Source organism: Pseudomonas sp. KCJK9016, from assembly GCF_046231795.1.
In the GTDB taxonomy this organism is placed as follows: domain Bacteria; phylum Pseudomonadota; class Gammaproteobacteria; order Pseudomonadales; family Pseudomonadaceae; genus Aquipseudomonas; species Aquipseudomonas bananamidigenes.
Map to the genome: position 1 here is coordinate 12642 of NZ_JBJJMM010000017.1, position 12474 is coordinate 25115.

10 protein-coding genes are annotated in these 12474 nt (G+C 61.9%); 8 read left to right on the plus strand and 2 right to left on the minus strand.

Annotated features, from left to right (window positions below; genetic code table 11):
• Positions 1–7 precede the first annotated feature (7 nt).
• The 7 genes from mreC to tldD all read left to right on the plus strand — a co-directional run bounded on the left by mreC (position 8) and on the right by tldD (position 10053).
• Positions 8–1141, plus strand: a complete 1134-nt coding sequence (gene mreC, locus ACK6BI_RS17595; RefSeq protein WP_409318144.1) for a rod shape-determining protein MreC — start codon at positions 8–10, stop codon at positions 1139–1141.
• Positions 1141–1632: a rod shape-determining protein MreD gene (mreD, locus tag ACK6BI_RS17600; RefSeq protein WP_065260837.1), complete on the plus strand. Its 492-nt coding sequence runs from the start codon at positions 1141–1143 to the stop codon at positions 1630–1632. Before mreC ends, mreD begins: the two co-directional genes overlap by 1 nt.
• Positions 1633–1695: 63 nt before the next feature.
• Positions 1696–2292 (plus strand): Maf family protein, encoded by a 597-nt coding sequence (locus tag ACK6BI_RS17605; protein ID WP_409318051.1) that lies wholly within the window; start codon positions 1696–1698, stop codon positions 2290–2292.
• A gap of 58 nt (positions 2293–2350) precedes the next feature.
• On the plus strand, positions 2351–3808 hold the full coding sequence (gene rng, locus ACK6BI_RS17610) for a ribonuclease G (RefSeq protein WP_065260839.1): 1458 nt from the start codon (positions 2351–2353) through the stop codon (positions 3806–3808).
• A gap of 75 nt (positions 3809–3883) precedes the next feature.
• Entirely contained in the window at positions 3884–7687 is a 3804-nt protein-coding gene (locus tag ACK6BI_RS17615) for a YhdP family protein (RefSeq protein ID WP_409318052.1), read from the plus strand.
• Positions 7688–7745: 58 nt separating this feature from the next.
• Entirely contained in the window at positions 7746–8606 is an 861-nt protein-coding gene (locus tag ACK6BI_RS17620; RefSeq protein WP_409318053.1) for a carbon-nitrogen hydrolase family protein, read from the plus strand.
• Positions 8607–8610: 4 nt separating this feature from the next.
• Positions 8611–10053 (plus strand): metalloprotease TldD, encoded by a 1443-nt coding sequence (tldD, locus tag ACK6BI_RS17625; RefSeq protein ID WP_085698451.1) that lies wholly within the window; start codon positions 8611–8613, stop codon positions 10051–10053.
• A 51-nt stretch (positions 10054–10104) separates the two neighbouring features.
• Here tldD and yjgA read toward each other — a convergent pair whose 3' ends face one another.
• Positions 10105–10629 carry a ribosome biogenesis factor YjgA gene (gene yjgA / locus ACK6BI_RS17630; RefSeq protein WP_260522225.1) on the minus strand — a complete coding sequence of 175 codons (525 nt, stop codon included), beginning with the start codon at positions 10627–10629 and terminating at the stop codon, positions 10105–10107.
• 108 nt (positions 10630–10737) lie between these two features.
• On the opposite strand from yjgA, the gene pmbA reads away from it, so the two are divergent.
• Positions 10738–12084 (plus strand): metalloprotease PmbA, encoded by a 1347-nt coding sequence (gene pmbA / locus ACK6BI_RS17635; RefSeq protein WP_409318054.1) that lies wholly within the window; start codon positions 10738–10740, stop codon positions 12082–12084.
• A gap of 96 nt (positions 12085–12180) precedes the next feature.
• Here pmbA and ACK6BI_RS17640 read toward each other — a convergent pair whose 3' ends face one another.
• Positions 12181–12456, minus strand: coding sequence for an HPr family phosphocarrier protein (locus tag ACK6BI_RS17640; protein ID WP_065260845.1), 276 nt, complete (start codon positions 12454–12456; stop codon positions 12181–12183).
• Positions 12457–12474: the final 18 nt, after the last annotated feature.

The window sequence follows — 12474 nt, forward strand, 5'->3', positions numbered from 1 at the left end:
GCGGCTTATTAAACCGCTTTTCGCCAAGGGCCCCTCATTGGGCGTTCGCCTGCTGGTGCTGGCCGTGCTGTCGGTCGCGCTGATGGTGGTCGATGCCCGTTTCAGCCTGCTCAAGCCTGCCCGCAGCCAGATGTCGCTGGTGCTGATGGACGCTTACTGGATCACCGATCTGCCCGGCAGATTGTGGGAAGGTGTCGCCAGTCAGTTCGGCAGCCGCACCGAACTGGTCGCCGAAAACGAAAAACTCAAGACCGAAAACCTGCTGTTGCAGGGCCGCATGCAGAAGCTGGCCGCCCTCACCGAGCAGAACGTCCGTCTGCGCGAGTTGCTCAATTCCTCTGCGCTGGTCAACGAGAAGGTCGAAGTGGCCGAACTGATCGGCATGGACCCCAACCCCTTCACTCATCGCATCATCATCAACAAGGGTGAGCGTGACGGTGTGGTCCTCGGCCAACCGGTGCTCGACGCACGCGGACTGATGGGGCAGGTGGTCGAACTGATGCCGTACACCTCCCGCGTATTGCTGCTGACCGACTCGACCCACAGCATTCCTGTGCAGGTGAACCGTAACGGTCTGCGGGCGATTGCCAGCGGCACCGGTAACCCTGAACGTCTGGAACTTCGGCACGTGGCCGACACCGCCGACGTCAAGGAAGGCGACCTGCTGGTCAGCTCCGGTCTGGGCCAGCGCTTCCCGGCCGGTTACCCGGTGGCGACGGTCAAGGAAGTGATCCACGATTCCGGCCAGCCATTCGCGATTGTCCGCGCCGTGCCAACGGCTGCATTGAACCGCAGCCGCTACTTGCTGTTGGTGTTCAGCGACAACCGGACGGCTGAAGAGCGTGCCAACGATGCGGCGCAGGCTCAGGAAAATCTGGATGCGTTCGGTGGCGGTCCGGTCGTTCCGGCGACTGTACCGAAAACGGTGAACACACCGGCTCAGGCCCCCGCTGCGGCGAGCACGCCTGCCGCTGCACCTGCTGCAACGCCGGCCAGACCTGCTGCAAGCAAACCAGCGGCGAAACCGACTGCAGCGACGCCGGCGGCCAGCAAGCCGCCAGCCGCTCAGCCAGCCAGTGTCCGGCCGGCCGCCAAACCGCCTGCCACTGTGCCGGCCACTACTACCGGGGGACGAGAATAATGGTCGGTGTCAAAGCCTCCCGAAACGGCTGGATCGTCTGGCTGACCTTTCTGATCGGCATGCTGCTCAGCGTGTCGCCTTTACCGCAGTTCATGGAAATCCTCCGCCCGCTGTGGCTGGCATTGCTCCTGGCATTCTGGGCGCTGTACATGCCGCAGATGATCGGCATGGTGACCGCTTTCTGCCTGGGGCTGGCCGAGGATGTGCTGTATGGCACGTTGCTTGGGCAGAACGCCTTGATCCTGACCCTGATCACGTTCCTGGTGCTGTCGTTGCAGCAGCGCCTGCGGATGTTCCCGATGTGGCAGCAGAGCCTGGTGATCCTGGTGATCTTCGGTCTGGCTCAACTCGTACAGCTCTGGCTCAGCGCCTTGACCGGCAATCGTCAGCCGACCCTGGCGCTGGTCCTGCCGGCGCTGGTCAGTGCCTTGCTCTGGCCCTGGGTCAGCTTCGCTTTGCGCGGATTGCGCCGACGCTACAAAATCAACTGATTCGGTCAGGTATGGGCCCCCACCGGTGCCATGAGGCAGGGCACTCAACAGGGAGATGTTTGGATGAAGCCGCTTTACCTCGCCTCGGGATCGCCGCGTCGGCGTGAATTGCTCACGCAAATCGGCGTTCCGTTTACCACCATCAGCGCGGATATCGATGAGACTCCTTTCGTCCATGAATCCCCGTCGGCCTATGTCGAGCGCCTGGCGCGCGGCAAGGCTGAAGCCGGGCGGCGCGCGATCGGTTCCGAAGCCGCGTTCTGTGTGCTTGGTGCCGACACGGCTGTGGTGCTGGATGGCAAAATTCTCGGCAAACCGGTGGACGAAGTCGACGCATGCGCCATGCTGATGATGTTGTCCGGCAAGGAGCACGAAGTGCTCACCGCCATCGCCGTGCTGGACGGTGAGCGCTGCGAGTCTCGAGTGGTGCGCAGTCTGGTGCGGTTCCGGGAAATCAGTCGGGAAGAGGCTGCTGCCTACTGGGCCAGCGGCGAACCAAAGGACAAGGCTGGCGGTTACGGCATTCAGGGGCTCGGCGCGGTATTCGTCGCCGGATTGAACGGCAGCTATTCGGCCGTGGTCGGTTTACCGGTGTGTGAAAGCGCAGAACTGCTTGGCCGTTTCGGCATACCCTGTTGGCAAAGCGTGAGTGCGCAGTAACCGTCGAACAGATCGAGACGCGGTCATCATTGTGAACATGCCTGAACGAGACCCTGCCATGAGTGAAGAGATTCTGATCAACATCACGCCGATGGAGTCGCGCGTGGCGGTGGTCGAAAACGGTGTGCTGCAAGAAGTGCATGTCGAGCGAACGCAGAAACGCGGGATCGTCGGCAACATCTACAAAGGCAAGGTCGTGCGGGTACTGCCGGGCATGCAGGCGGCCTTCGTCGACATCGGCCTGGACCGCGCGGCGTTCATTCACGCCTCGGAGATCTCCCTGCGCGAAGGCCCGGCGGTGGAAAGCATCAGCGCGCTGGTGCACGAAGGTCAGAGCCTGGTGGTGCAGGTCACCAAGGATCCGATCGGCTCCAAAGGGGCGCGTCTGACCACTCAGCTGTCGATTCCGTCGCGCTATCTGGTCTATATGCCGCGCACCGCCCATGTCGGCATTTCCCTGAAGATCGAAGACGAAGCCGAACGCGAGCGCCTCAAGCAGGTGGTCAGCGATTGTGTGGCCAAGGAAGGCATCAAGGAGGCCGGCGGCTTTATCCTGCGCACCGCCGCCGAAGGGGCCGGGGCTGACGAGATCCTCATGGACATCCGCTACCTGCGACGCCTGTGGGATCAGATCAACGAGCAGATCAAGACCATCGGTGCGCCAAGTGTGATCTACGAAGACCTCGGTCTGGCCTTGCGCACCCTGCGTGATCTGGTCAGTCCGAAAATCGAGAAAATCCGCATCGACTCCCGGGAAACCTTCCAGAAAACCACGCAGTTCGTCGCCGAACTGATGCCGGAAATCGCCGATCGTCTGGAACACTACCCGGGTGAAAGGCCGATCTTCGACCTGTACGGCGTCGAAGACGAAATCCAGAAAGCCCTTGAGCGCAAGGTGCCGCTGAAGTCCGGTGGTTATCTGGTGGTGGATCCGGCCGAAGCCATGACCACCATCGACGTGAACACCGGCGCGTTCGTCGGGCATCGCAACCTCGAAGAAACCATCTTCAAGACCAATCTTGAAGCCGCCACGGCGATTGCCCGGCAGATGCGCCTGCGCAATCTGGGCGGGATCATCATCATCGACTTCATCGACATGGAAGATGAAGAGCACCAGCGCCAGGTTCTGCGAACCCTGGAAAAACAGCTGGAGCGCGATCATGCCAAGACCAACATCATCGGCATCACCGAACTCGGTCTGGTGCAGATGACCCGCAAGCGTACACGTGAAAGTCTGGAGCAGGTGCTGTGCGAACCTTGCAGCAGCTGTCAGGGGAGGGGCAAGCTGAAAACCCCGGAAACCATCTGTTACGAGATCTTCCGCGAGATTCTGCGCGAGGCCCGGGCCTATCAGGCCGAGGGTTATCGTGTATTGGCGAATCAGAAAGTCGTCGACCGGTTGCTCGATGAAGAATCCGGCAACGTTGCCGAGCTTGAAGGGTTCATTGGCCGCACAATACGCTTCCAGGTGGAAACCATGTATTCCCAGGAACAATATGACGTGGTGCTGCTCTGATCCCCTGCGTCACTTTTTTCCTGAAACGGCTGGCCTCAGCTTTTTGCAGTATTTTTGCCATGGGAGCCAACTGACATGGAACGTCTGACACGCATTTTTGCCGCACTGACCCGTTGGGGATTGGGCCTGTGCGCGTTGGTTCTGGTGTTGATGGCGTTGTACGTCAGCCTCGGTCGGGAGCTTGCGCCACTGGTGGCCGAGTACCGCGCCGACATCGAAGACAAGGCCGGTGCCGCGCTGGGCATGCCGTTGCAGATCGGCGAACTGGAAGGCGACTGGAGCGGATTTGCGCCGATCCTGCTGGCTCACGACGTCATGGTCGGCGACGGCGCCAATGCCTTGCGTCTGGACCGGGTACGCGCGGTGCCGGATTTGTGGGCCAGTCTGCTGGCTCGCGAAGTGCGTATCGCCCATCTTGAGCTCGATGGCCTGAAGATCAGCCTCAAGGAAGGCGAGGACGGGAAGTGGGCGCTGGAAGGTTTGCCGGTGCAGCAGGACCAGCCCATGGATCCCGAGCAACTGTTCAACCGCATGCAAATGGTTCAGCAACTGTCGGTGCTCGACAGTCAGGTGACCTTGCAGCCGCTGGATCATGCGCCTCTGACCCTTGCTTATGTCGGGATCAATCTCAAGACGGGTACCAATCGTCAGCGCCTCGACGCGCGTCTGAACCTGCCCGACGGGCAACCCTTGGCGCTGAGTCTGCGTACGAGGATTCGCCCCGCTCAGTTGCCGGACAGTACGGTCGAAGGCTACATCAGTCTGCCGCAAAGCGATTGGGCGAAGTGGCTGCCCGAGCGTCTCACTCAACAATGGAATTTTTCCGAGATCAAGGCGGGTGGCGAGCTGTGGGTCAACTGGAGCGAGGGCGCCCTGCAAAGCGCCGTCGTTCGTCTGAACGCCCCGCAACTGATTGGTGCGTACGACGAGCGCAAGCCTATCCAGATCAACAACCTGGCGCTCAACGGCTACTTTCAGCGGACCGATGAGGGCGCTACCGTCACCCTGGATTCACTGGCGATGAACTTTGGCGAGACTCGTTGGGAGTCCCGCGTGCAGATAAAGCAGACGGCTGCCACCGACAAGGTCGACGAACTCTGGCACCTGCAGGCAGATCGCCTCGATCTGACGCCGATCACGCCATTGCTCAACGCACTGGGGCCACTGCCGCAAGGTTTTGCCACTGTGGTCGAGCGCTTGAAAGTGACCGGGGGCTTGCGCAATGTGCTGCTGGACTTGCGACCGAACGCCACCGACGACAGCAAATTCAGTTTCGCCGCGAACCTCGATCGGGTCGGCTTCGACGCCTATCACGGGGCCCCGGCGGCGCGCAATGTCAGCGGCAGTCTGAGCGGCAACCTTGGCGGTGGCGAATTGCGCATGGACAGCAAGGACTTCGTCCTGCACCTCGATCCGATCTTCGCCAAGCCATGGCAATACATTCAGGCCAATGCCCGATTGACCTGGAAACTCGACAAGGAAGGTTTCACCCTGATCGCTCCGTACCTGAAGGTGCTTGGCGAAGAGGGCAAGATTGCCGGCGACTTTCTGATCCGCCTGCATTTCGATCACAACCAGGAAGACTACATGGACCTGCGTGTCGGTCTGGTGGATGGCGACGGTCGCTACACCGCCAAGTACCTGCCCGAAGTCTTGAGCCCGGCCCTCGACGAATGGCTGCGCACGGCGATTCTCAAGGGCGCGGTGGATCAGGGTTTCTTCCAGTACCAGGGTTCGCTGAACAAGAATGCCGGTGAAGCGGATCGCAGCATCAGCCTGTTTTTCAAGGTGCACGACGCGGAGCTGGCCTTCCAGCCAGGCTGGCCGCATGTGAGCAAGGTCAGCGGTGATGTGTTCATCGAGGACAGTGGTGTGCGGATTGTCGCCAGCGAGGGGCAGTTGCTCGACACCCGGGTCAACGATGTCTTCGTCAACATTCCTCATGTGCCGAGCGGCGAGCACAGCCACATGTTCCTCGACGGCGAGTTTGCCGGCGGTCTGGGCGATGGTCTGAAGATTCTCCAGGAGGCGCCGATCGGCACCGCCGAGACCTTTGCCGGCTGGGAAGGCGAGGGCGATCTGCAAGGCAAGCTCAAGCTGGATGTGCCACTGGCCAAGGGCGATCAGCCGAAAATCCTGGTGGATTTCAAAACCGCCAACGCGAGGCTGAAACTGGCCGAGCCGAAGCTGGAGCTGAGCCAGCTCAAGGGTGACTTCCGTTTCGACAGCGCCAAGGGCCTGAGCGGGCAGAACATCAGCGCCCGGGCCTTCGACAAACCGGTCACCGCACAGATTTTCGCCGACGGCGGCCCCGGCAGGCTCAAGACCCGGGTGGCGGCTTCGGGTCAGGTCGAGGTCAGGAAACTCACGGACTGGCTGGGGGTGACGCAGCCATTGCCGGTGTCCGGAACGATTCCTTACCAGCTGCAAGTGAATCTGGACGGTGCCGACAGTCAATTGATGGTCAGCTCCAATCTGAAAGGGGTGGCGGTGGACCTGCCCGCGCCTTTCGGCCTTTCGGCCAGCACGGGGCGTGACACTGTGTTCCGCATGACCCTGCAAGGCCAGGAACGGCGCTACTGGGTCAATTACGATCAACTGGCCAACTTCACCTTTGCGGCGCCGCCGGACAGTTTCGCCGACGGTCGTGGCGAGCTGTTTCTCGGCGTCGGCGAGGCCGTGCTGCCAGGCTCCAAAGGCCTGCGCGTGCGTGGCGTGTTGTCCGAACTGGACGTCAAGCCCTGGCAGGATCTGGTGGACAAATACGCCGGGCAGGATCCTGGCGGCAGCGCCAGGCAATTGCTCAGCGGTGCGGACTTCAAGGTCGGCAAGCTCACCGCATTCGGCACCACGCTGGATCAGGCCGCCGTGCAACTGAACCGTAAACCCGATGCCTGGGCCCTGGCGCTCGACAGTCAGCAGGCCAAAGGCACGGCGAGCCTGCCGGATGCCAAGGGCGTGCCGATTGCGGTGAACCTGCAATACGTGCGCCTGCCGGCGCCCGACCCGACGGTGCAGGCCGACGAAAATTCGCCGGATCCGCTGGTCTCGGTCGACCCGAGCAAAATTCCGGCGCTGGATATCACCATCAATCAGCTGTTCCAGGGCCAGGACCTGGTTGGCGGCTGGTCGCTGAAAGTTCGACCGACTGCCAAAGGCATTGCCCTGAACAATCTCGATCTGGGCCTCAAAGGCATCCTGTTGCAGGGTAGCGGGGGCTGGGAGGGCACCCCGGGTGCCACGACCAGCTGGTACAAGGGCCGGATCGGCGGCAAGAATCTCGCCGATGTGCTCAAGGGCTGGGGCTTTGCGCCGAGCGTGACCAGCGAAGAGTTCCACATGGATGTCGATGGTCGCTGGCCAGGCTCGCCGGCATGGCTGGCCACCAAGCGTTTCTCGGGCTCGCTGGATGCATCGCTCACCAAGGGACAGTTCGTCGAAGTCGAAGGCGGCGCCCAGGCACTGCGGGTGTTCGGTCTGCTCAATTTCAACTCCATCGGCCGTCGGTTGCGTCTGGACTTCTCCGACCTGTTCGGCAAAGGCTTGAGTTACGATCGGGTCAAGGGCTTGCTGGTGGCGAACAATGGCGTGTACGTCACGCGGGAACCGATCAGGTTGACCGGACCGTCGAGCAATCTGGAGCTCAACGGCACACTGGATCTGGTGGGAGATCAGGTCGACGCCAAATTGCTCGTGACCCTGCCGGTCACCAACAACCTGCCCATCGCCGCATTGATCGTGGGTGCACCGGCGGTCGGCGGCGCGCTGTTCCTGATCGACAAACTGATCGGTGACCGCGTGGCGCGCTTCGCCAGCGTCAAATACACCGTCAAAGGTCCGTGGAAAGAACCGAAAATCACCTTCGACAAACCGTTTTGATCAGCCACGCCGCAAACCGATGGAGTAGCATGGCCGTCTACCTCTTGCGGAGTCCGCCATGTCTTTTGCGGTGATTCAAATGGTCAGCCAGAACGATGTGCTGGCCAATCTGCGTGATGCCCGCCGTCTGCTCGAACAGGCGGCCGGCGCCGGCGCGAAGCTGGCGGTGCTGCCGGAAAACTTCGCCGCCATGGGGCGTCGCGACATCGCCGATATCGGTCGTGCCGAAGCGCTGGGCGAAGGCCCGATTCTGCCGTGGTTGAAACAGACCGCCCGTGACCTCAGGTTATGGATAGTGGCCGGCACCTTGCCGTTGCCGCCGGTCGGGCAGCCCGAGGCGAAATCCCATGCCTGTTCGCTGCTGGTGGACGATCAGGGCGAGATTGTTGCCCGCTATGACAAGTTGCATCTGTTCGATGTGGACGTGGCAGACAATCGTGGGCGTTACCGTGAATCCGATGACTATGCTTATGGCAGTGGCGTGGTCGTGGCGGACACGCCGGTCGGACGGCTCGGCCTGACGGTGTGTTACGACTTGCGCTTCCCGGAGCTGTACAGCGAACTGCGGGCTGCCGGGGCTGAACTGATTACCGCGCCCTCGGCTTTCACCGCCGTGACGGGGGCGGCGCATTGGGATGTGCTGATTCGTGCACGGGCGATTGAAACCCAGTGTTACGTGCTGGCGGCGGCCCAGGGCGGGATCCATCCGGGGCCTCGGGAAACCTTTGGTCACGGGGCGATCGTCGATCCCTGGGGCCGCGTGCTGGCGCAACAGGAACAAGGCGAGGCCGTGTTGCTGGCCGAGCGCGACAGTGACGAACAGGCGTCCATCCGGGCGCGCATGCCGGTGACGAATCATCGGCGGTTTTTTTCGCAGGGCGCGCAGCGACCTGCTTCAGAACACGAATTTAAGGCGTAAACCTATGAGCGAGTTGTTGTCCTCAGTCAGTGATCATCTGTTGGCGCCCGGCGGCGTGACGATCGAGAGCCTGCAAGGCGTGCTTGGTGATCTGGCCGGCCCGGGCATCGATGCGGCCGATCTTTATTTCCAGGGGCAGATTTCCGAGTCCTGGTCGCTGGAAGACGGCATCGTCAAGGAAGGCAGTTTCAACCTCGACCAGGGTGTCGGCGTGCGGGCCCAGTCCGGTGAAAAAACCGGTTTTGCCTACAGCAACGCGATCACCCTCGAAGCCCTTGGCGCGGCTGCGCGGGCGGCGCGGTCTATTTCTCGCGCCGGGCAGAATGGCACGGTGCAAGCGTTCAGCGCGCAGGACGTCGCCCAGCTGTACGCGCCGGATAACCCGCTGGAAGTGCTGAGCCGTGCCGAGAAAGTCGAGTTGCTCAAGCGCATCGATGTGGCGACCCGCGCCCTCGATCCGCGAATCCAGCAGGTCAGCGTGAGCATGGCCGGGGTCTGGGAACGGATCCTGGTCGCTTCGACCGACGGCGGCCTGGCTGCCGACGTGCGTCCGTTGGTGCGTTTCAACGTCAGTGTGATCGTCGAGCAGAACGGTCGTCGCGAACGGGGTGGCCATGGCGGTGGCGGGCGTACCGACTACCGTTATTTCCTCGCCGAAGACCGCGCCATGGGATATGCCCGTGAGGCGTTGCGTCAGGCGCTGGTGAATCTGGAGGCGATTCCTGCACCGGCCGGTACCTTGCCGGTCGTGCTGGGATCGGGCTGGTCCGGTGTGCTGCTGCATGAAGCGGTCGGACACGGTCTGGAAGGCGACTTCAACCGCAAGGGCAGTTCGGCCTACAGCGGGCGGATGGGGGAAATGGTTGCCTCCAAACTCTGCACCATCGTCGATGACGGCACGCTGGCCGGTCGTCGCGGCTCCCTGAGCGTCGACGACGAAGGCACGCCGACCGAGTGCACCACGCTGATCGAAAACGGCGTGCTCAAAGGCTACATGCAGGACAAGCTCAATGCGCGCCTGATGGGCGTGGCCCGCACCGGCAACGGTCGTCGCGAATCCTACGCGCACCTGCCGATGCCACGGATGACCAACACCTACATGCTCGGCGGCCAGAGCGATCCGGCGGAAATCATCGCGTCGGTGAAGAAAGGCATCTACTGCGCCAACCTCGGCGGCGGCCAGGTCGATATCACCAGTGGCAAGTTCGTGTTTTCCACCAGCGAGGCGTATCTGATCGAGGACGGCAAGATCACCGCCCCGGTCAAGGGCGCGACGTTGATCGGCAACGGTCCGGAAGCGATGAGCCGGGTGTCGATGGTCGGTAACGATCTGGCGCTGGACAGCGGTGTGGGGACGTGTGGCAAGGACGGGCAGTCGGTGCCTGTGGGCGTGGGTCAGCCGACGCTGAAAATCGATGCGATCACCGTGGGTGGCACAGGCGCATAAGCAGGTAAGGAGCTTCGGGTGGCGCGCAGTGCGGCCACCCGGTGGCGAATATCAACGCAGACCGCGTTGAGTCTCGTCCAGCTCACGGATGTATTTGAAGATCTTGCGGCTCGAGGCAGGAGGTTTGTTATGTGCAACCTCGTGCTGGGCCTGCCGGATCAGGGAGCGCAGTTGCTGGCGGTCGGCGTCCGGGTACTCGACGACGAATTTCTCCAGCACGGCATCGTCACCGCCGATCAGGCGGTCACGCCAGCGTTCGAGGTTGTGGAAACGCTCGTTGTACTGGCGGGTAGAGGCATCGAGTTGATCGAGCAGCTCAAGGATCGCGGTGGTGTCCTGATCGCGCATGAGTTTGCCGATGAACTGCAAATGCCGTTTACGTGCAATGTGCGCAACGTGTTTGGGCGCATCGGCCAGAGCCCGGCGCAGGGCGTCGGTCAGTGGCAGTTTGGCCAGCCGGTCCGGCTTGAGTGTCGTAAGGCGCTCGCCGAGGTCAACCAGAGCATGCAGCTCGCGTTTGACCTGGGATTTGCTTTTTTCTCCCGTATCGAGGGAGTCGTCGTAAGAATCAACCATGGTGGCAGTCCGCAAAGAAACGCCGCCATGATAACCAGTCGGGGGCCGCTTGTCCGGCCCGGTCGCTCGAAGGCCCCAGCCGAAAGCAGAATTTGAGTGGAGATGAGCATGAGTGCAGTTGAAAGCGTCGGCCCGCAGGCATTGCCGGCACTGCAGGAACAGGTCGAGCAGATCATCGCCGAAGCCAGACGTCAGGGCGCCAGTGCCTGCGAAGTGGCGGTGTCGCTGGAGCAGGGCCTGTCGACCTCGGTGCGCCAGCGTGAAGTCGAAACGGTCGAGTTCAACCGCGATCAGGGTTTCGGCATCACCTTGTACGTCGGCCAGCGCAAGGGCTCGGCCAGCACCTCCGCCACCGGGCCGGATGCGATTCGCGAGACCGTTGCTGCGGCGCTGGCGATTGCCAGACACACTTCCGAAGACGAAGCCTCGGGGCTGGCCGACGCGGCACTGATGGCCAAGGATATTCAGGACTTCGATCTGTTCCACGAGTGGGGCATCACTCCGGAGCAGGCCATCGAGAAGGCGTTGCTCTGTGAAGCGGCCGCGTTCGATGCCGATGCGCGCATCAAGAACGCCGATGGCACCACGTTGAGCACTCATCAGGGCTGCCGCGTGTATGGCAACAGCCACGGTTTCATCGGCGGATACGCATCCACCCGGCACAGCTTGAGCTGCGTGATGATCGCCGAGGCCGAAGGCCAGATGCAGCGTGATTACTGGTACGACGTGAATCGCCAAGGCGGTTTGTTGACTGATCCGGTGAGTATCGGCCAGCGTGCGGCGCAGCGGGCTGCGAGCCGCCTGGGCGCGCGTCCGGTGCCGACCTGCGAAGTGCCAGTGCTGTTTTCCGCTGAACTGGCTGGCGGGTTGTTCGGCAGTTTCCTGTCGGCGGTGTCCGGCGGCAGTCTGTATCGCAAGGCGTCGTTCCTGGAAGGCACGCTTGGGCAGAAGCTGTTTCCGGAGTGGCTGACCATCGATGAACGTCCGCACCTGATGCGCGCCATGGGCAGCGCCGCCTATGACGGTGACGGCCTGGCGACCTATGCCAAACCGTTTGTCGAAAAGGGTGAATTGGTGTCTTACATCCTCGGTACTTATTCCGGCCGCAAGCTGGGTATGCCGAGCACCGCCAACGCCGGTGGCGTGCACAACCTGTTCGTCACCCATGGGGATGAAGATCAGGCGGCTTTGCTGCGGCGCATGGGGCGCGGGTTATTGGTGACCGAGCTGATGGGGCATGGCCTGAACATGGTCACCGGCGACTACTCACGCGGTGCAGCCGGTTACTGGGTCGAGAACGGTGAAATCCAGTTCCCGGTGCAGGAAGTGACCATCGCCGGCAACATGCGCGACATGTTCAAACAGATCGTCGCGGTCGGTAACGATCTGGAACTGCGCAGCAACATTCGCACCGGTTCGGTGTTGATCGAGCGGATGACTGTCGCGGGCAGTTGAGCCGCAGTCAGGTAAAAAAAAGGCGCGCCACCCGGTGGGGTGATGCGCCTTTTTTGTGTCTGCACAATTTCGGGCGGATCTCATCACAACGTATTTTCAACTGCCCTCGTCGAAGTAGTTGTTGATCAGGGCGACCAGTGCATCCATGGCTTCCTGCTCCTGATGTCCCTCGGTACTCAAGTGGATTTTGGTGCCTTTGCCCGCGGCGAGCATCATCATGGCCATGATGCTTTTACCATCCACCGTGGTATCGGGCGTGCGGCCCACCCGGATCGTGCAGTCGGGAAACTGACCCGCCACGCCAACGAACTTCGCCGACGCCCGGGCATGCAGGCCCAGCTTGTTGATGATTTCGATTTCACGAGCAGGCATCGCGGTGTGAGTCCTATG

What these genes read in the sequence shown, in the direction of transcription:
- rng (WP_065260839.1), top strand. Translation starts at nt 2,351, where the DNA reads ATGAGTGAAGAGATTCTGATCAACATCACGCCGATGGAGTCGCGCGTG.
- tldD (WP_085698451.1), top strand. Translation starts at nt 8,611, where the DNA reads ATGAGCGAGTTGTTGTCCTCAGTCAGTGATCATCTGTTGGCGCCCGGC.
- ACK6BI_RS17615 (WP_409318052.1), top strand. Translation starts at nt 3,884, where the DNA reads ATGGAACGTCTGACACGCATTTTTGCCGCACTGACCCGTTGGGGATTG.
- mreD (WP_065260837.1), top strand. Translation starts at nt 1,141, where the DNA reads ATGGTCGGTGTCAAAGCCTCCCGAAACGGCTGGATCGTCTGGCTGACC.
- ACK6BI_RS17640 (WP_065260845.1), bottom strand. Translation starts at nt 12,456, where the DNA reads ATGCCTGCTCGTGAAATCGAAATCATCAACAAGCTGGGCCTGCATGCC.
- pmbA (WP_409318054.1), top strand. Translation starts at nt 10,738, where the DNA reads ATGAGTGCAGTTGAAAGCGTCGGCCCGCAGGCATTGCCGGCACTGCAG.
- ACK6BI_RS17620 (WP_409318053.1), top strand. Translation starts at nt 7,746, where the DNA reads ATGTCTTTTGCGGTGATTCAAATGGTCAGCCAGAACGATGTGCTGGCC.
- ACK6BI_RS17605 (WP_409318051.1), top strand. Translation starts at nt 1,696, where the DNA reads ATGAAGCCGCTTTACCTCGCCTCGGGATCGCCGCGTCGGCGTGAATTG.
- yjgA (WP_260522225.1), bottom strand. Translation starts at nt 10,629, where the DNA reads ATGGTTGATTCTTACGACGACTCCCTCGATACGGGAGAAAAAAGCAAA.